The 17,505-nt window shown below is 71.1% G+C and carries 16 protein-coding genes; 4 read left to right on the top strand and 12 right to left on the bottom strand.

The genetic code is table 11. From position 1 onward, the window contains the following. Nucleotides 1-46: 46 nt before the first annotated feature. Nucleotides 47-790 (bottom strand): MerR family transcriptional regulator, encoded by a 744-nt coding sequence (locus tag CGL27_RS03095; protein WP_119984312.1) that lies wholly within the window; start codon nucleotides 788-790, stop codon nucleotides 47-49. A 33-nt stretch (nucleotides 791-823) separates the two neighbouring features. After that, nucleotides 824-2,587 (bottom strand): right-handed parallel beta-helix repeat-containing protein, encoded by a 1,764-nt coding sequence (locus CGL27_RS03090; RefSeq protein ID WP_119984310.1) that lies wholly within the window; start codon nucleotides 2,585-2,587, stop codon nucleotides 824-826. Between the two features lie 262 nt (nucleotides 2,588-2,849). Between CGL27_RS03090 and CGL27_RS03085 the strand changes: the two genes are divergently transcribed. Then, a complete protein-coding gene (locus CGL27_RS03085; protein WP_119984308.1) occupies nucleotides 2,850-3,860 on the top strand; it encodes a methyltransferase in 1,011 nt (336 codons plus the stop codon). A gap of 149 nt (nucleotides 3,861-4,009) precedes the next feature. Here the strand turns inward: CGL27_RS03085 and CGL27_RS03080 are convergent, their stop codons facing one another. From CGL27_RS03080 to CGL27_RS03065, 4 genes are all read right to left on the bottom strand, one after another. Continuing rightward, nucleotides 4,010-4,828, bottom strand: coding sequence for a class I SAM-dependent methyltransferase (locus tag CGL27_RS03080; protein ID WP_119984306.1), 819 nt, complete (start codon nucleotides 4,826-4,828; stop codon nucleotides 4,010-4,012). Between the two features lie 158 nt (nucleotides 4,829-4,986). Beyond that, a complete protein-coding gene (locus CGL27_RS03075; RefSeq protein ID WP_162952857.1) occupies nucleotides 4,987-6,198 on the bottom strand; it encodes a globin domain-containing protein in 1,212 nt (403 codons plus the stop codon). 124 nt (nucleotides 6,199-6,322) lie between these two features. Next, nucleotides 6,323-6,772 carry an Rrf2 family transcriptional regulator gene (locus CGL27_RS03070; RefSeq protein WP_119984302.1) on the bottom strand — a complete coding sequence of 150 codons (450 nt, stop codon included), beginning with the start codon at nucleotides 6,770-6,772 and terminating at the stop codon, nucleotides 6,323-6,325. Between the two features lie 92 nt (nucleotides 6,773-6,864). After that, nucleotides 6,865-7,932, bottom strand: a complete 1,068-nt coding sequence (locus tag CGL27_RS03065; protein WP_240450934.1) for an AI-2E family transporter — start codon at nucleotides 7,930-7,932, stop codon at nucleotides 6,865-6,867. Nucleotides 7,933-8,279: 347 nt separating this feature from the next. Between CGL27_RS03065 and CGL27_RS03060 the strand changes: the two genes are divergently transcribed. Then, complete coding sequence (locus CGL27_RS03060; protein WP_119984297.1) at nucleotides 8,280-9,506, top strand: cysteine desulfurase-like protein; 1,227 nt, start codon at nucleotides 8,280-8,282, stop codon at nucleotides 9,504-9,506. A 120-nt stretch (nucleotides 9,507-9,626) separates the two neighbouring features. Beyond that, entirely contained in the window at nucleotides 9,627-10,817 is a 1,191-nt protein-coding gene (locus CGL27_RS03055) for an acyltransferase (RefSeq protein WP_162952856.1), read from the top strand. A gap of 61 nt (nucleotides 10,818-10,878) precedes the next feature. Here CGL27_RS03055 and CGL27_RS03050 read toward each other — a convergent pair whose 3' ends face one another. The 3 genes from CGL27_RS03050 to CGL27_RS03040 all read right to left on the bottom strand — a co-directional run bounded on the left by CGL27_RS03050 (nucleotide 10,879) and on the right by CGL27_RS03040 (nucleotide 13,686). Beyond that, nucleotides 10,879-11,973 (bottom strand): winged helix DNA-binding domain-containing protein, encoded by a 1,095-nt coding sequence (locus tag CGL27_RS03050; protein ID WP_119984293.1) that lies wholly within the window; start codon nucleotides 11,971-11,973, stop codon nucleotides 10,879-10,881. Further along, nucleotides 11,970-13,010 (bottom strand): aldo/keto reductase, encoded by a 1,041-nt coding sequence (locus CGL27_RS03045; RefSeq protein WP_119984291.1) that lies wholly within the window; start codon nucleotides 13,008-13,010, stop codon nucleotides 11,970-11,972. The genes CGL27_RS03050 and CGL27_RS03045 overlap by 4 nt, the downstream gene beginning before the upstream one ends. A gap of 97 nt (nucleotides 13,011-13,107) precedes the next feature. Next, nucleotides 13,108-13,686 carry a DinB family protein gene (locus CGL27_RS03040; RefSeq protein WP_119984289.1) on the bottom strand — a complete coding sequence of 193 codons (579 nt, stop codon included), beginning with the start codon at nucleotides 13,684-13,686 and terminating at the stop codon, nucleotides 13,108-13,110. A gap of 99 nt (nucleotides 13,687-13,785) precedes the next feature. On the opposite strand from CGL27_RS03040, the gene CGL27_RS03035 reads away from it, so the two are divergent. Then, complete coding sequence (locus tag CGL27_RS03035) at nucleotides 13,786-14,820, top strand: transcriptional regulator (protein WP_205587606.1); 1,035 nt, start codon at nucleotides 13,786-13,788, stop codon at nucleotides 14,818-14,820. 57 nt (nucleotides 14,821-14,877) lie between these two features. Here CGL27_RS03035 and CGL27_RS03030 read toward each other — a convergent pair whose 3' ends face one another. The 3 genes from CGL27_RS03030 to otnI are packed head-to-tail and all read right to left on the bottom strand — an operon-like array spanning nucleotide 14,878 to nucleotide 17,481. Continuing rightward, nucleotides 14,878-15,633 (bottom strand): FadR/GntR family transcriptional regulator, encoded by a 756-nt coding sequence (locus tag CGL27_RS03030; protein WP_078647036.1) that lies wholly within the window; start codon nucleotides 15,631-15,633, stop codon nucleotides 14,878-14,880. Nucleotides 15,634-15,643: 10 nt separating this feature from the next. Beyond that, nucleotides 15,644-16,690: a D-erythronate dehydrogenase gene (gene denD / locus CGL27_RS03025; RefSeq protein WP_119984285.1), complete on the bottom strand. Its 1,047-nt coding sequence runs from the start codon at nucleotides 16,688-16,690 to the stop codon at nucleotides 15,644-15,646. Further along, nucleotides 16,687-17,481: a 2-oxo-tetronate isomerase gene (gene otnI, locus CGL27_RS03020; protein ID WP_119984284.1), complete on the bottom strand. Its 795-nt coding sequence runs from the start codon at nucleotides 17,479-17,481 to the stop codon at nucleotides 16,687-16,689. Before otnI ends, denD begins: the two co-directional genes overlap by 4 nt. Between the last annotated feature and the right edge of the window lie 24 nt (nucleotides 17,482-17,505).

Below are 17,505 nucleotides of genomic sequence, written 5' to 3'. Positions count from 1 at the left end.
CAGGGCCGTGCAGGGCCCGGATCTGCCGCCCGAGCGATCCGAGGACTCATGACGCCCTCCTGTCGTGCAGCCGGGCGGTCATCCGCGCCATCACCCGGCGCACCACTTCGGCCTGAGCGGGCGAGTAGTCGGCGAGAAGCGCCTGCTCGAAGCCGGTCGCCGTCGGGCCGTCCTCCGGGATGGCCGCCAGTAGCTCGTCCGGTACGGCGGCGACGAGGTCGTCGGCCAGTGCCGCGACCCGCGGATCGTCCGCCTCGGCCCCGTCCAGTTCGTCCAGCCGCTCGTACAGGGGGAGTATGGCGGGGTCCTCGGCCAGTGGCCGCAGCGCCGCGTACACCGCCTCCCCGCCGACGATCCCGTCCATCAGGATCAGGTGCTCGCGGTCCTTGGCGGCGGCCGGCGAGGCGGTGGCGGGCGCACCCTTCAGGAGTTCGATGAGCGCGGGGGAGAGCGGCGCGTCCGGCGTGAGCGGGCCCTCCAGAAGTGCTTTGAGGACCCTGCGGCGCTGCTGGATCTCGTGTTCCTGGCGCGCTAGGTCGGCGTCCAGCTCGCCCAGCACTTCGGCCAGTTCGCGCCCGGCGTCGTCCGCGAGGACGTCCCGCACCTCGTCCAGGGCGAGCCCGAGCTCGGTCAGCCGCCGGATCCGGGCCAGCAGGATGGCGTCCCTGAGGCTGTAGACACGGTATCCATTGGCCCGCCGCTGGGGCTCGGGCAGCAGGCCGATGTGGTGGTAATGCCGCACGGTCCGGGAGGTGACTCCGACCAGCGCGGCGATTTCTCCGATGCGCATGATTCCAGTAGAAACCCTGCCGCTGCGGTAAGGTCAAGCGCGGCCATGGCCTGCCCGGGCTTCGCCCGGTGGGCCCTCGACGGCGCCGATATCGGGGCGGCCGCGGTAGAGCGGGGCGCCCCGGTAGTCACGGCCGCCGTTGTCCGGGACGACGGTGCCGGTGCCGATCAGCGGTGAGCCCGGCCGGGGAGCGAAGCCCAGCGCGGTGCGCAGCCGCGGGCCGCTGTCGGCGGTGCCGTACGGTCCGGACACCGCCGGGTTCACGAACAGCGGGTCGCCCGTGCGCGCGGTGGTGTCGGCGGCGGGAACGGGCAGTGGGACACCGCCGTAGAAGTTGTTGGTGTAGCGGATCGTCGGGCTGGTGGTCAGGCTCGCGTCGGCGACTGCCGAGGAGAAGGCGTTGTCGTGCAGGTCGTAGCGCGCGTTCAGGGAGGAGCCGTAGCCGTAGACGAGGTACCGGCTCGCCGGATTGTGCACGGTGTTGTTGTACACCTCGGCCGAAGCGGCCCGGTCGGAGTGCAGATAGAGCGGATACCGGGAGTTCCCGCTCAGGATGTTGTACCGCACCACGACATCGCCGAAGGAGAACTGGCACAGCAGAATGCCATCGCCGTTGTCGTGCACGAAGTTGTACTGGATCCGTACTCGCGTGGTGCCCTTGTCGGCGTCGATGCCGTTGGAGTCGGCGCCCCCGGCTTTCTGCTCCGTCCGGTACACCTCATTGCGCTGGATCACGACATCGTCCGCGTAGTACGCCTCGATGCCGGAGGTCCCCGCCTGGTCGACCACATTGTGGTCGACCACGGCGCCGCGCACATTCGTCAGATACATCGCGTTGCAGCCGTAGGACGTCCCGCCCTGGGAGATGAAGTTGTTGCGGATCGTGATGTCCGTATGCGGGGTGAAGACGGTGTCGGCGGCCGAGGTCCGGGTGCCCCATCCGGTCGGCACCGCCACGGGGGCGCCGTTCGCGTCCTTCGCGTCGCCGGTGTACTGCTTGACGACGATGCCCGCGAACGAGGTGTCGCGCACCGTGGAGTTCTGCACCCGGATGTCGTGGAGCACGGTGGCGGCGGACGGCGGTGCGGTGATGTCGGGAACGGTCGTGTCGAACACGATCCCCCCGGTGTGTTTCGACCGGTCCCATCCGGTCTTGAAGCGCACCCCCGGGGCGTTGCCGGAGACATCGCCGCTGATCCAGTTGACCTCACCGGTCACATCATGGACATCGACGCCGTCGATGAGGAAGTGGTCCAGCCGGCGCGCGCTGTCCCCTGAGACATGGATGCCGCGCAGATCCCGCAGATTCTCGCCCGGAGTCCCGGTCGCGGGCGCGTCGTTGCTGACGTCCAGGTCGCGGATCTCCCAGTACTCCTGGTTGAACAGCCGCACCGCGTCATCGACGGTGCCCTCCCCGCGGATTCGCGGCTTGGGCCCCGAGCCGTAGCTGTCGATCACGATCGGACGGTTCTTCTCGCCCGAGCCCTTTGGCCACAACTGGCCCTTCCAGGAGCCACCGGCCTTCAGCAGGATGCGGTCCCCGGCCCGGAAGGTGGTCCGGCCGACGCGGTCGAGGCTGCGCCAGGCCCTGGCGGCGCTGGTGCCCGGCGCTCCGTCGTCCCCGGAGCGGGAGTCGACGTAGTAGGCGGTGCCCTTGGCGGCGGGGGCGGCCTGTACAGCCTGGGCGGCTTGTGCGGCGGCGGGGTGCGCGAACAGCGTGGCCGCGCCGAGCGCGGCGGCCGCGAGAAGGCCGAGCGGCCGCCGGCTGAGTCTGACGGATCGTCGTCCAGGTGTCATTCGTCGAATAGAAAGCGCTGTCGTAGCCGGTGTCAAGAGCCTGGGCGAGCGTGCGCGAGCTTCACGCAGTACAAGGGGGAAATCGCTTTCTTGGGCAGGGTTCCATGGTGGCCCTGGCGCGGCGGGCGGGGCGCGGCCGTGGCTCTCGTCCGGCCGTCCGGCGGCGACCCGTGTAGGGGGCAACGGCACGGTAGCGTAAGGAGGTCGAAATGCGGTCAGCTGCGGTGAGAGCACACATCCGGGGAAACAGTGAGGGAGCGTAATGCGGCACGAGATCAGCCCCGAGCCCATACTTCAGGTCGGGCTCGGCTTCATGGCGTCGAAGGCACTGCTCACCGCGGTGGAACTGGATCTGTTCTCCCAGCTCGCGGAGGGCCCCCGCACGGGCGGTGACCTGGCCGAGGCGCTCGGACTGCATCCGCGCGGCGCCGCCGACTTCCTCGACGCGCTGGTCGCCCTCGGATTCCTGGAGCGATCCGGCGGCGTGTACCGCAACAGCCCGTCCGCCGACACCTTTCTCGACCGCGAGAAGGCCACCTATGTCGGCGGCATCCTGGAGATGGCCAACAGCCGGCTGTATCCCTTCTGGGGGTCGCTCACCGAGGCGCTGAGAACAGGCGAACCGCAGAACGAGCACAAGCACGGCGGTGACGTATTCGACGCCATCTACCGGGACCAGGAGGGCCTCGAGGGATTCCTGCACGGAATGACCGGGCTCAGCATGGGCAAGGCGCTGGTGATAGCCGAGCGGTTCCCCTGGGCCGACTACCGGACGGTGCTGGACGTCGGGGGAGCGGTGGGCTGCCTTCCGGTGGCGGTGGCCCAGCGTCACCCCCATATGAGCGGCGGTGTCTTCGAGCTGCCCCGGGTGCGGCCGGTCTTCGAGAAGTACGTGGCGTCCTTCGGCCTGGAGGGCCGGCTCGCCTTCCACGCGGGCGACTTCTTCACCGACGACCTGCCCGGCGCCGATGTCATCGTGCTGGGCCAGATCCTGCACGGGTGGGGCCTGGAGGAGAAGCGGCTACTGCTGAAGAAGGCGTACGACGCGCTGCCCGACGGGGGAGCGGTCCTCGTCTACGACGCCATCATCGACGACGACCGCAAGGAGAACACCTTCGGTCTGCTGGCGAGCCTGAACATGCTCATCGAGACCCGGTCCGGCTTCGAGTACACGGCCGCCGACGGCCGCGCATGGATGACGGAGGCGGGATTCCGCAGCAGCCGGATCGAACCGCTGACGGATGGCTACTCCATGCTGGTGGGCATCAAATAGCGGTCATACGGCCGCCCGGCTCGTAGGCGCCAGATGGCCGCCCGGCCCGGAGCGGTCACACGGCCGCCCTGCCCATAACCGTCACGCATCCGCCCGGCCCGGCGCCGGAACCACCCGGCGCCGGGCAAACGCTCCCTCGCCCCGAGCCGCTAGAAGCGGTAGCGCAGGATCCGTCCCACATCCCGGAAGCCGGGCAGATGCGCCATCACCCGCATGCTCATCCGGCCGGAGGTGGGCATCTTCTCCACCCCCGGCATGTCCACGCTGCGCACCGCGTCCAGGCAGGTCAGCCCCGGGTGCCAGGTCTCGACCTCATGGGGGTCGTCCAGACCCCAGTGGAGTGTGGCGCCCGCGTTGCGCACCGCGGGGACCATCTTCTGGAGCCGGATGCCCAGTGGCCCGTAGACGTCGAAGAGCAGCTGGCCGCTGGGGAACCGCTCGGTGATCCGCTGGATCAGCCGCCTGCCGTCCTCCTTGCGCAGATACATCGTCAGTCCCTCGGCGACGACCACGGTGGGCCGGTCGTCGGGCACCTCGCGCAGCCACGCCTCATCGGTCACGGAGGTGCCGACCATCTCGTAGTTCCCCGACGGCTCGGGAAGCAGCCTCCGCCGCAGATCGATCACCTCGGGGTAGTCGATGTCGAGCCAGCGCACCGACGAGGGCGGGTCGAGGCGCTGCACCCGGGTGTCGAGACCGCAGGCGAGATGGAGCACGGTCGCCTTCTGGTGCCCGGCCAGGAACTCCATGGCCCAGTCGTCGAGCTGTTTCGCCCTCAGGGCGATGCCGACCGCCGTCGTGTCCGTCATCCCCGTTTTGCTGAAGTCGTAGGCCACACGCTCCACCGCCTCGCGGGCCGCGTGGTCGTGCAGGATGGAGTCCGGTGAACGGCTGTCGACCGCCCTGCCGTACAGCGTGGCGAGCAAGGTTTCCTGAGCGCCGCTGAGAGTGATCTTTTCGCGATCCATGGTTCCTCGTCGATGTGGGGGTACCGGACGGAACATTCCGCATGGTTGCGTACGGAACGGACAGAACCCGTGTCCGTACGGTCCCACGTTCCCCCGGGCAAAAGCGACCGGCCTCTGGGCCATTCGAGTTCATCCGGCCAACATCAGGGGGCCGGGCGTCAGTGACCCTCGCCGTCGCCCCGCGGCAGCCACAGATCGGGTCCGAAGACCTCGTAGTGGATCGCGGAGGGGTGCACACCGCGTGCCAGCAGTTGGGTCCGCACCGACCGCATGAAGGGCAGCGGCCCGCACAGATACGCCTGGACGCCGTCCGGGATCCCGATCCCGGACAGGTCGACGTGGCCGGTGCGCTCGGCCGGCCAGTCACCCTCGGGCCGCTCGTGCCATACGTGGGCGGTGCCCTGCGCCAGCTTGGTGACCAGTCGCTCCTGGTCGGTGCTCAGGGCGTGGTCGGCGGGGGAGCGGTCGGCGTGGAGGGCGATGACCGGGGCCTGGTGGCCGCTGGCCGTCAGCTCCTCCAGCATGGCCACGATCGGGGTGCAGCCGATTCCCGCGGAGGCGAGCAGTAGTGGCGCGTCCGTGGCGTCGAGCACGATGTCGCCGTAGGGCGCGGAGACGGTGAGCGCATCGCCCTCGTGGACGTGGTCGTGCAGATGGCCGGAGACCTCACCGGCCGGGTCCTCGCCGGCGTCCACGCGCTTGACGGAGAAGGTGCGCACCGTGGCGTCGGGGGCGTTGGTCAGGCTGTACTGGCGGATCTGCCGTGCCCCGTCGGCCAGTTCCACCTGCACCGAGATGTACTGGCCCGCTCGGAACGCCGGGGCGGGGTGACCGTCCGTCGGCCGTATCCGGAAGGTGACCACATTCGCGGTCTCCCGGGTCCGCTCGATCACTTCCCACTGCCGCCAGGTCCCGCCGGTCAGCGCCCCCTGCTCCGCGTACAGCCGCCGCTCGGTCTCGATCAGGGCGTTGGCCATCAGCCAGTAGACCTCGTCCCAGGCGGCGATCACCTCCTCGGTGGCCGCGTCGCCGAGCACCTCCGCGATGGCGGCGGACAGATGACGGTGCACCACCGGATACTGCGCGGCGCTCACCCCGAGCGAGGCGTGCTTGTGGGCGATCCGGCTCAGCAGGGTGTCGGGGCGGACGCCAGGGCGCTCCACCAGGGCGGTGGCGAACGCGGCGATCGCGCCCGCGAGAGCCTGCCGTTGCGTGCCCGTGGCCTGGTGGGCCCGGTTGAACAGATTCCGCAGCAGTTCGGGGTGGGCCGCGAAGAGCTTCCGGTAGAACAGGTCGGCGATGGTGCCGATGGCCTCACCGACGGCGGGAAGCGTGGCGCGGACGGTCTCGGCGGACTTCTGGGTGAGCATGAACGGGCCTAACTGGTATCTCAGATTCGTATTAAACGGCGTAGGTGAAGCGGGCATGGCGACCTCCGTGGCATCACGGCTCAGTGGGACGGGATCCGCGGTTCGCGCCCCGGGCGGGGTGGCCTCACGGGGAAAGACCGGGTGCGCGCCCGACCAGGCCCAGCAGCACCGGGCCGGTCGGGGACGCCACCAGATCGTCCACCGTCAGGGGATCGAGCGAGGCGAGGAACGCCTCCTGTGCCCGGCGCAGCGCCATGCGCAGCCGGCAACCCTGCCGCAGTGGACACGGCGTATCCCCCTCGCAGTCGACGACATCGCCGACCCCTTCGAACTCCCGGACCAGCTGGCCGACCGAGGCGGTGCGCCCGGTCGCGGTGAGCGTCAGCCCGCCGCCCCGACCGCGCCGTGTTTCGATCAGGCCCAAGTGCTGGAGCCGGGCCGCCACCTTGGCCAGATGGCTGTAGGGCACCTGCATCTCCCCGGCGACCTGCCGGGCGGTGCAGGGCTCGGCTCCGGTGACCGCCAGCCGCATGATCGTACGGAGCGCCAGGTCCGTTGACTTCGTCAGCCGCATGACGCCACCTTAGATGAATACGAATCTAAGATGCCATTTATGTGGGCGTGTTCCGGCCACGGACGCGTGGGGTGTTCCGGCCCCCGCGCCCATCAGGCTTCGTCGGGCGGTCGGCGGCGCAACGCCCGTGTCACCGACCAGGCGACGGACACGATGGGCACTGCCACGATCGCCCCGATCACCCCCGCGACGAGGGTTCCGGCGATGACCGAAATCGCCACCACCACCGGATGGAGCCGTACCGCCCAGCTCATCACCAGCGGATGCAGTACATGGCCCTCGAACTGGCCGACCGCCACGATCAGCAACAGCACCACGGCCGCGATGGCCGGACCCCGCCCGGCCAGCGCCACCACCGTCGCCACTGCCAGCGCGATCGGCGAACCGATCAGCGGAACGAACGTCGCGAAGAAGACCAGCAGCGTCAGCGGCAGGGCCAGCGGCACCCGCAGCAGGGACAGGGCGATGCCGACCAGGGCCGCGTTGGAGGCCGCCACGACGATGATGCCCCGGGTGTATCCGGCGAAGGTGGTCCACGCCGCCCGCGCCGCCCGGTCCCACGGAGACCGGGCGCGCTCGGGGAGCTGCCCCCGGAACCACCGCCACATCCGGTCCCCGGAATGGATGAAGAAGACCGAACAGAACAGGGCCAGGAACAGCGCCGTGCCCGCCTCCACGACCCGCCCCGCGCTGCTGAGCGCCCTGCTGATCAGCGTCGCGCGATGCCGCGACGCAAAGGAGATGACCTTGTCGTGGGCTCCCGACAGCACGCCGCGCCGGACATGGAACGGCGGCCCCTCCAGCCACCGCTCGATCCGGCCGATCCCGCCGCGCAGCTCACCCACGAGCCGGCCCGCCTCCGCGGCCGCCGAGTTTCCCACCAGCGCCAGCAGCCCGAGCACCACGAACAGTGTGCCGAACACCGACAGCGCCACCGCCAGCGATCTCGGGAGAACGCGCGCCAGAAGATCGGCCAGCGGCCGCAGCAACGCGGTGGCCACCAGGGCGAGAAACACCGCGACCGCGACGAGCTCGAACCGCCCCAGCACCGAGAACGCCAGATAGACGGCCACCCCGATGACCATCAGCCGCCATGCGTAGGCGGTGGCCAGGCGCAGCCCGGGATTGACCCGCCCGCCCTCGTCCCCCGCCCGGCGCACCGCCGCCAGGGCCGCGGAGCCGGAGTGGCGGGCCCGCGCCACCGCCCCCGAGGCACGCCCCGCGGGGCCGCCGGTCACACCGGGCCGAGCGCGTCTGCCCCGCCCTTTCGGTCGCTCGGGCGGGTGAGGAGCGTCGCTGCTCACGTCGGCGCCACCGCCTTCCGGGTCCCGGTCCTGCGCGGCGGAAGAGGAGGGTGATTCATCCCCATACGTACAGATTCAATCAGGGCGGCTGTCCGGGCGCCGGAACACCTCCCCTCGGCGCGGCGGCCCCACCCCGCCCCCTGCCGTTCCGCACCGGTGCCTGCATAAGATCGCCCTGGTCACCCCTCGGCAAGGAGTCGCTCGTGGCATACGACATCAGCGCCATCCGCGCACAGTTCCCCGCACTGAAGGCCGGATCGGCCCACTTCGACGGCCCCGGGGGCACCCAGACCCCCCTCCCCGTCATCGAGGCCATCTCCGACGCGCTGGCCAACCCGCTGGCCAACCGAGGACAGTTCACCGCGGGGGAGCGCAACTCCGAGGCCCTCGTCCAGTCGGCCCGGCAGGCCATGGCCGATCTGCTCGGCGCCGACCCGGCCGGGGTCGTCTTCGGGCGCAGCGCCACCGCCCTCACCTACGACTTCTCCCGCACCCTCGCCAAGACCTGGTCACCGGGGGACGAGGTCGTGGTGTCCCGGCTGGACCACGACTCCAACATCCGCCCCTGGATCCAGGCCGCCGAAGCCGCCGGGGCCACCGTGCGCTGGGCCGACTTCGACCCCGCGACCGGCGAACTGACCCCCGACGACATCGGCGCCCAGCTCGGCGACCGCACCCGGCTGGTCGCGGTCACCGCCGCCTCGAACCTGATCGGCACCCGCCCGGCCATCCCGGAGATCTCCCGGCGGGTGCACGCGGCCGGGGCGCTGCTCTACGTCGACGGCGTGCACTACACCGCCCACGCCCATGTCGACATCCGGCAGCTCGGGGCCGACTTCTTCTGCTGCTCCCCCTACAAGTTCTTCGGCCCTCACCTCGGCGTCCTGGCGAGCCGGCCCGAACTCCTGGAGACCCTGACCCCGGACAAGCTGCTCCCCTCGACGAACGCCGTCCCCGAGCGCTTCGAATTCGGCACCCTGCCCTATGAATTCCTCGCCGGCACCCGCGCCGCCGTCGACTTCCTCGCCACTTTGGCCCCCGGCGCCGAAGGCAGCCGGAGGGGGCGGCTGGCGTCGTCGTTCACGGCTCTCGAACAGTACGAGGCCACCCTTCGCCGGCGCATCGACGAGGGTCTGGCCGCCCTCGACCCGATCACCATCCACTCCCGGGCGGCGGACCGCACCCCCACCGTGCTGCTGACCATCGACGGCCGCGACACCACCGACGCCTACCGCCACCTCGCGAGCCGCGGTGTCGACGCCCCCTCCGGCTCCTTCTACGCGGTGGAGGCATCCCGCAGGCTGGGCCTGGGCGACACCGGCGGCCTGCGCATCGGCCTGGCCCCCTACAACAGCGCCGAGGACGTGGACCGATTGCTGGAGGCGCTCTCGGACTTCCTACGCACGCCGGACCGCCTCGCACGGACGTGAGTCCTCCTGCGGGTGGTGGTGTTCGCGTGGATGTTCCCGTGGGGGCGGTATTGGGGCCGGGGTGGTGCGACGGGCAGGCTCGTGGGTGCTGTGCCCGCGTCGTTTGGGGAGGGGTCTCCTGTGGCCGATGTGTTACCGCGTGGCGATCGGCTGCCGTCGTTGACGGGCCTTCGCTTTCTGCTGGCCGGGGTGGTCCTGGCGGGCCATGTGCTGACGCTGGGCAGATTCTTCGAGGACCAGGGGGTCTATGAGGCCGCCGATGCCTCGTCCATGGCGAGCGCGGCGGCGGTGTCCTCCTTCTTCCTCCTCAGTGGTTTTGTGCTGGCGTGGAACGCGTCTCCGGCCGACACCGTCCTCCGATTCTGGCGCCGCCGACTGGTGAAGATCTTCCCCAACCATGCGGTGACCTGGAGTCTGATGCTGGGCCTGCTCATGGTGACGGGCACCGCCGCCTTGCTTCCGGTGCCGGATCCGGGGTTGGGGGAGGCGGTCCGGAATCTGCTGCTGGTGCACGCCTGGGTTCCGGACATGGCCGATTTCAGCAGTGTCAATCCGGTGACCTGGTCCATCTCGTGCGAGGCGTTCTTCTACCTCCTCTTCCCCCTGCTGATCCGGCCGGTGCATGCGCTCCCGGCACGGCTGCTCTGGCCGGTGATCGCCCTGGTGGCGGGGCTGGTGGTGACGATGCCGATGGTGGCGATGGCCGTCACCGCCGAGGCCGCCCCGGGGAGTTGGTCACCGCTCTCGACGGAGCGGTGGTGGCTGATCTACTTCTTCCCTCCGGTACGGCTGCTGGAGTTCGTCCTCGGAGTGGTGCTCGCCCGGGCGGTCCAACTGGACCGCTGGCCGACGCTGCGGCTGCGCTGGCCGCTGCTCGCCCTGGCCGGAGTCTTCGCGGCACGGCCGCAGTTGCCGGAGGAGTACGTATGGGGAGCGGCCACCTGTCTGCCGGTGGCCGCCCTGATCCCCGTCATCGCCACCCGCGATGTCCAGGGACGCGGGAGCTGGCTGGGGCGCCGTGGCCTGGTGGTGCTGGGCGAGGCGTCGTTCGCGCTGTACATGGTCCACTTCCCGGTGCTGTACGCGATCCGGGTACAGCTGGACCAGCGGACCTTCGACACGGTGACCGCCACGGCACTGTCCCTCGTGGTGTCGGCACTGTGTGTCGCGGTGTCGCTGCTGCTGTGGCGCGGTGTCGAGGTGCCGATGATGCGCCGTTTCGCCCGCCCCCGCGCCCGTTCCGCGCCGACCGCGCACCCCGCGCCCGGCGGCCAGACCGCACCCATGCCCCAGGAGGACCCCGCCCCATGACCGGGTGGCCCGGTGCGTACCCGCGCGCGGCGGTCGTACGGAACCAGACGTAGGGAACCGCTCAGCGTGCAGAGACGCGCACGCGGTGGCTTTCGCCGTCGGAGAGGAACGCCGCCAGTTCCCGCCCCTCCTCGGCGACGGCCGTGCGGTCGGCTTGGGACAGGCTGCCCAGCGGGGTGACAACCACGGTGCCGGTGTCGACGTTCCAGGTCGCGGCGACTCTGCCGTCCACCAGCACCACGCGCTCACCGGCGACCGAAAGGCCCCGGTGGGCGTCGTCGATGATCCGGCCGCGGTCGTGGTACCCGAGGATGGCGTTGTCGAACGCGGGCAAGAACCGTATCGGCGCGGGTGTGTCGGGGTCGGGGCGTGGCGCGCCGGGGAGGTCGAGCATTTCGCGGCCGCGTTCATCGCGGAAGCTGACCAGTTCCTCCCGTATCGCGGATACGGCGGCCGGGAGTCCGGCGAGGCCGCACCAGGCGCGCAGATCGGCTGAGGCCGCGGGGCCGAAGGCGGCCAGATAGCGCCGTACCAGCGCCTGACCGGCCGGGTCGGAGCCATCGGGGGAGGGCGGGTCCGGCTCTCGGCCCAGCCAGGAGGAGAGCAGGACGTTGCGCACCCCTGCCTTGGTGCGCCACAGCCCGCGGGGCGGCGTTTGCGCCACCGGGACGAGGGCGGCGATCAGCATTTCGCCCAGTGCCCGCGGCGCCGGGCCCGGCCAGCGCGCGGCGAGCGCCCCCACCAGTTCGGCCATCGAGCGGGGCTCGCCGTCGGCCATCACCGCCCGGCCCGCGACGGCCAGTTCGTCGAGGTCTATCCCCTCGAGCTCACGGCGGTAGGTCCCGAGCACCCGCTGGCGCAGCATGGTCTCGTGGCGGGCCCGCCAGGCCAGGGTGTCATCGGCGGTGAGCAGGTGGACGGTGCGGCGCATGAGGTGGGTCCGTACCAGACTGCGCCCGCTCAGCAGGTCCGAGAGGACCGCCGGGTCGAACGCGCGCAGCCGCGACCAGAGCCCGATGAACGGCTCCTGCGGCTCCTGTGCCTGCATGCCGCACAGGTGCGCGACGGCGTCGAGGACCGGTACGCCGGCGCGATCGAGCAGCAGCTGGCGGGCGAGAGTGGCGCGGCCCAGCGCCCGGTAGCCGAGAACGGTCATCGTGTCACCGCGGCGCGCTCGTCGGCCGGTCGCCGCCGCAGTGCCGCGCGTTCGACGGCCGGCGGGGTGTAGGACACATCGAGCGGGCCGATGTCGGTTCCGGGCGCCACGATCCGGTCGATCCGGTCGAGCACCTCGTCGTCGAGGGTGACCGTGGCCCCGGCCAGGAGATCATCGAGGTGCTCCATGGTGCGCGGCCCGATGATGGCCGAGGTGACGCCGGGGTGGGTGATGGCGAAGGCCATCGCCAGGTGGGTCAGCGACAGGCCGGCCTCCTCGGCCAGTGGGATGAGCCGCTCGACGGCGTCGAGTTTGCGCTCGTCGGTCAGATGCCGGGGCACCCAGTTCATCCGCGCGTTCCGCGCCGGGGGCCCGCCCTTGCGGTAGCGGCCGGTGAGCAGGCCCATCGCCAGCGGGCTCCACACCAGCGTGCCCATGCCGTACCGCTGGCAGACGGGCAGGATCTCGCGTTCGATGCCGCGGTTGAGGAGGGAGTACGTGGGCTGCTCGGTGCGGAAGCGCTGCAGTCCGCGCCGGTCGGCGACCCACTGTGCCTCGACGATCTCCGACGCCGGGAGGTTGGAGGAGCCGATCGCGCGCACCTTGCCGCTGCGCACCAGGTCGGTCAGGGCGGACAGCGTCTCCTCGATATCGGTGCGCGGGTCGGGATGGTGTATCTGGTAGAGGTCGATGTGGTCGGTCCGCAGGCGGCGCAACGAGTGCTCGACCTCGGTGACGATCCAGCGCCGGGAGCCGCCGCCACGGTTGGGGTCCTCACCCATCGCGCCGTTGACCTTGGTGGCCAGCACGATGTCGTCGCGTCGGCCCTTCAGGGCCTTGCCCACGATCTCCTCGGACATCCCGTGGGGTCCGTACACATCGGCGGTGTCGACGAAGTTGATGCCCGAGTCCAGCGCCCGATGGATGATCCGGACACAGTCGTCGGGATCGGGGTTGCCCACCTGGCCGAACATCATCGTGCCCAGACAGTAGGGGCTGACCTGAATACCGGTCCTCCCCAGCTCACGCGTCTTCACGGTCGCGCCGTTCCCTTCGGTTCCTTGGCTCTTGGGTTCCGGAGCCGCGCTGGTGACGGCTGTCACCAGCGCGGCTCCGGGGCAGATCCGGCAGCGGTCAGCTGGACTTCTGCCCGTCGAGCGACTCGCGGATGATGTCCGCGTGCCCGGCGTGCTGGGCGGTTTCGGCGATGACATGCATCAGCACCCGGCGCACGCTGTGCGCCGCTCCCGGCTCGTTCCAGGGCGCCTCCGGCAGCGGGTGTGTCGCCGACAGGTCGGGGACGGCGGTGATGATCTCCTCGCTCCGGGCGGCGACCTGCTCATAGCGCTGGAGAATCCCGGCCAGCGTCTCGCCGGGCAGCATGCGGAAGTTGTTCTGGTTGTCGATCGCCCACTGCGGGATCTCACGTGCCGTACCGGCCGCGAGGTCGGCCCAGGTGACACCGTCGGGCAGGTCGTAACGGAGCGCCGAGGGGCCTTCGAGCACGAAGCGCAGCCATCCTTCCTCGATGGCCGCGACGTGCTTGATCAGCCCGCCCGGGCACAGTGCGCTGGCCGTCGGGCGCTCGCCGGCCTGCTCGTCGCCGAGCCCGCGCACCGTGGCGGTGAGGGCGGATCGTGCGGCGGCGAGCTCGGCGAGCAGATCGGCCCGCTCGCCGTCGAGCGTGGTGGGGGGTGTGGTGGTGGCGGTCACGGTGATGGGGTCCTTCTGTCGTTCTCGTTGTCTGACAGAGACAACGGTCGCAGGGGTAGAGGACAGGTTGTGGCCGCTTCTTGGGGCAGAATGGATGTCATGCCGAAGACGTCAGCGCGACTGCTGTCACTGCTCTCCCTGCTGCAGGCACGCCGGGACTGGCCGGGGCAGCTGCTGGCCGAGCGGCTGGAGGTCAGCCCGCGCACCGTGCGCCGCGATGTCGACCGCCTGCGCGAGCTCGGCTATCCCATCGCGGCCATCAAGGGCCCCGACGGGGGCTACCGGCTCGACGCCGGCATGGAACTGCCGCCGCTGCTGTTCGACGACGACCAGGCCGTGGCCCTCGCCGTGGCGCTTCAGACCGCCGCCGTCACCGGGGCGGGAATCGAGGAGGCGGCGGTGCGTGCGCTGAGCACCGTCCGGCAGGTCATGCCCGCACGGCTGCGCCATCGCGTCGACGCTCTCCAGGTCACCGCCGTCGACGGCGCGGGGCCCCGGCCGCATCCGCAGGCCGCCCCGGGCGTTCTCCTGACCCTCAGCGCGGCCGTCCGCGCCCGCGAGGTGCTGCGCTTCGACTACGTCCCCGTCTCCCCACCGGGAACCGCCGCCGCCCACGCCGACCCCGCCGCGACCGCGCCGCGCCGGGTGCAGCCGCACCACCTCGTCACCCGGGGCGGGCGCTGGTATCTCGTCGCCTGGGACCTCGACCGCGACGACTGGCGCACCTTCCGCGTCGACCGGATCACCCCGCGCACCCCCACCGGGCCCCGCTTCACCCCGCGCGAACTGCCCGGAGGGGATGTGGCCGCCTTCGTCGCCGGCAGATTCCAGGGCTCCGACGGCACCGGCGGCTGGCCCTGCCACGGTGAGGTCATCCTCGACCTCCCCGCCTCCGTCGTGTCCACCTACACCCGGGACGGAGTCGTCGAAGAACTCGGCCCGGACCGCTGCCGGCTCGTCCTGGGCGCGTGGTCATGGCCAGGACTGGCCGCCAGTATCGGCAGGTTCGACGCCGACATCGAGGTCATCGGGCCGCGGGAGCTCAGGGACGCCTTCGCCCACCTGGCCCGCCGCTACGCACGAGCCGCGGCCGACGGACCCGCCGAGCCCACCTCGCCACCACCGGGCCGATGAGCGACCCGCACTGCGCCTCGAGCCTCAGGGATACGGGACCGGACTCAAGGGCGCGCCTCAGGGAGCGGCGTCGAGATCCACCTCGAGGTTCTCGGCCGCGGTCCAGAACCCCTCGTCCGCGTCCTGCAGCCGGGACGCCGCATGCCTCAGGTGGAGCAGTGCCGCGTCGCGTGCCGCCTCGGCGTCGCGGGCCTCGATGGCGGCCAGGATGGCGTGGTGTTCGTGCCGGACCGCTTCGAGGAAGTCGCCGCGCCGTGCCTCGTTCGCACGCGTGACACGGATTCCGCTGCGCAGCACCTCGCCGAGGTAGCGCAGCGTCGAGAGCATCACCGGATTCCCGGTCGATTCGGCGATGGACCGGTGGAAGGCGAGATCCTCGTCCACGCCGTCGCCCCCGGCCGCCACCGCCGCGTCGATGGCCTCCAGGGCCTGACGCATCCGGGCGAGGCAGGCCGGAGTGGCCCGGGTGGCCGCGAGGTACGCCGCCTCGCCCTCGATGGGGCGGCGCACCTCCACGATCTGCCGCACCTTGGACTTGGTGTCCTCGGCGGTCTCGGCCTCCAGATCGAGCGGCCGGGTGCGCCGCGGCATCACGAACACACCGAGCCCCTGACGGGGTTCGACCAGGCCCGCGTTGCGGAGCCTGGAGACGGCCTCGCGTACGACCGTGCGGCTGACGCCCAGCTGCTTGACCAGCGCCACCTCGGTCGGGAGCTTGTCGCCCTCGGCCAGCCGCCCGGACTCGATCTCTTCCGAGAGTATCGCCGCGACCCGATCCGCGAGCCGCACGGGACCGCTCACCTTGGAGAACATGGTCTTCAGTTTATCGGCACCGTCCCGGTCGCCCCGGCCGCCAAGGGCGCGCACCGTCCACGACCGCGTCGGCGTGGTCTTCGAGGTAGTCGCGCACCACCGAGGCGAAGTCCGGGTCGGGTGCCAGTCCGAGCGCGGCGGCGCGTGTGTTGTCGAACACGGCGGGCCACGAGCCCACGAGAGCCTCGACTCCGGGATCGGGCGCCATCGTCACCAGGTCGGCGACGGCGTCCCCGGCCACCTGCCGCAGGGTGCTCAGCATGTCGGCGACCGAGACCGTGAGCGCCGGAAGGTTGACCGGAACCCCGCCGTCGATCCGGCCCGGCCCGGCGCCGCGCTCGGCCTCCGCGACACGCAGGATGCCCTCGACGGTGCGCCGTGGCGAAGCCAGGGCCACCTTCAGCTCGGGGTGGACCGGGCAGGTCGCCGGGAGGCCCGCGAGCGGTTCGCGGATGATGCCGGACAGGAAGCCGGAGGCGGCCGCGTTGGGCTTGCCCGGCCGCACCGATACGGTCATCAGGCGGGCGACGCGCCCGTCGAGGAAGCCGCGGCGGGTGTAGTCCGCGATCAGCTGCTCGCAGACGAGTTTCTGGATCCCGTAGCTCGACCGCGGTGTGGGCAGGGTCGACTCGCTGACGACCGGCGGCAGCGGCAGCGCGGGGTCGGAGCCGTAGACCGCGACGCTGCTGGAGAACACCACCCGCGGCGTCGGCCCCCCGGCGGCCGACTGGGCCCGCGCGGCCTCGAGCAGCGCGCGCGTCGTGTCCACATTGGCGCTCATGCCGAGGTCGAAGTCGGCCTCGCACTCGGCCGAGACCGCGGAGGCGAGGTGGATCAGCACATCCACCGGCTCCGCGAACACCTCGTCGAGCCGGTCGACCAGGTCGCCCCGTACGACCTCCACGAGGGGGTCCGTCACTGCCGAACCGGACGGCACGACACGGTCGGCGAGCACCAGCCGGTCGATCGGCGCACCGCGGAACGTCCGTGTCGTGAGCAATGCGGCGGCGACCCGCTGTCCCAGGAAGCCGAAGCCACCCGTGATGACGATCCTCATGCGTTGTCTCCTCGGTAGTCGTCTCGCCAGCCGAGCCCCTCGCTCGTACCGGCGCGGGGGTTGTACTCGCAGCCGATCCACCCGTCGAAGCCCAGGTCGTCGATGACGCCGAACAGATGGCGGATGTCGAGTTCGCCCAGATCGGGCTCATGGCGATCGGGCACGCCCGCGATCTGCAGATGGCCGACCCGGCCGGTGGGCAGGTCGCGGCGCAGGGTCGTGGTGAGGTCGCCCTCGACGATCTGGCAGTGGTACAGGTCGAGCTGCACCTTGAGGTTGGGGGCTCCCACCTCCCGTACCACGGCGTGCGCTTCCGACTGCCGGCTCAGGAAGTAGCCGGGCATATCGCGGCCGTTGATCGGCTCGATCAGGATGTCGACGCCCGCCGCGGCGGCCCGCTCCGCGGCCCAGGCGAGGTTGGCCAGATAGGTGTCGCGGTGCTCGGCCGGGTCCGGTGCGGGCCCCACCAGCCCGGCCATCATGTGCACCCGTGGGCAGCCGAGCTCCGCCGCGTACTCCAGAGCCCGCTCGATCCCCGAGCGCACCTCCGCCTCGCGTCCTGGCAGCGCCGCGAGCCCGCGCTCGCCGGACTCCCACGCGCCGGGAGGTGCGTTGAAGAGCACCTGCCTCAGGCCGTGGTCGTCGAGTCGGCGGCGCAGCTCGGTGGCGTCGTACGCGTACGGGAAGAGGTACTCGACGGCCTCGAAGCCGTCCGCCGACGCCGCGGCGAAGCGGTCGAGGAAGTCGTGTTCGGTGTACATCATGGACAGGTTCGCGGTGAACCTCGGCATGCTGGCTCCTGCGTTCGGGCCGGG

It is taken from the genome of Streptomyces sp. 11-1-2 (assembly GCF_003595545.1).
GTDB lineage: Bacteria > Actinomycetota > Actinomycetes > Streptomycetales > Streptomycetaceae > Streptomyces > Streptomyces hygroscopicus_B.
This window is presented reverse-complemented; position numbering and strand designations above follow the sequence as displayed.

What these genes read in the sequence shown, in the direction of transcription:
- CGL27_RS03070 (WP_119984302.1), bottom strand. Translation starts at nt 6,772, where the DNA reads ATGCGGCTGACGAAGTCAACGGACCTGGCGCTCCGTACGATCATGCGG.
- CGL27_RS03075 (WP_162952857.1), bottom strand. Translation starts at nt 6,198, where the DNA reads ATGCTCACCCAGAAGTCCGCCGAGACCGTCCGCGCCACGCTTCCCGCC.
- CGL27_RS03030 (WP_078647036.1), bottom strand. Translation starts at nt 15,633, where the DNA reads ATGTTCTCCAAGGTGAGCGGTCCCGTGCGGCTCGCGGATCGGGTCGCG.
- CGL27_RS03080 (WP_119984306.1), bottom strand. Translation starts at nt 4,828, where the DNA reads ATGGATCGCGAAAAGATCACTCTCAGCGGCGCTCAGGAAACCTTGCTC.
- CGL27_RS03095 (WP_119984312.1), bottom strand. Translation starts at nt 790, where the DNA reads ATGCGCATCGGAGAAATCGCCGCGCTGGTCGGAGTCACCTCCCGGACC.
- denD (WP_119984285.1), bottom strand. Translation starts at nt 16,690, where the DNA reads ATGAGGATCGTCATCACGGGTGGCTTCGGCTTCCTGGGACAGCGGGTC.
- otnI (WP_119984284.1), bottom strand. Translation starts at nt 17,481, where the DNA reads ATGCCGAGGTTCACCGCGAACCTGTCCATGATGTACACCGAACACGAC.
- CGL27_RS03050 (WP_119984293.1), bottom strand. Translation starts at nt 11,973, where the DNA reads ATGACCGTTCTCGGCTACCGGGCGCTGGGCCGCGCCACTCTCGCCCGC.
- CGL27_RS03035 (WP_205587606.1), top strand. Translation starts at nt 13,786, where the DNA reads ATGCCGAAGACGTCAGCGCGACTGCTGTCACTGCTCTCCCTGCTGCAG.
- CGL27_RS03090 (WP_119984310.1), bottom strand. Translation starts at nt 2,587, where the DNA reads ATGACACCTGGACGACGATCCGTCAGACTCAGCCGGCGGCCGCTCGGC.
- CGL27_RS03085 (WP_119984308.1), top strand. Translation starts at nt 2,850, where the DNA reads ATGCGGCACGAGATCAGCCCCGAGCCCATACTTCAGGTCGGGCTCGGC.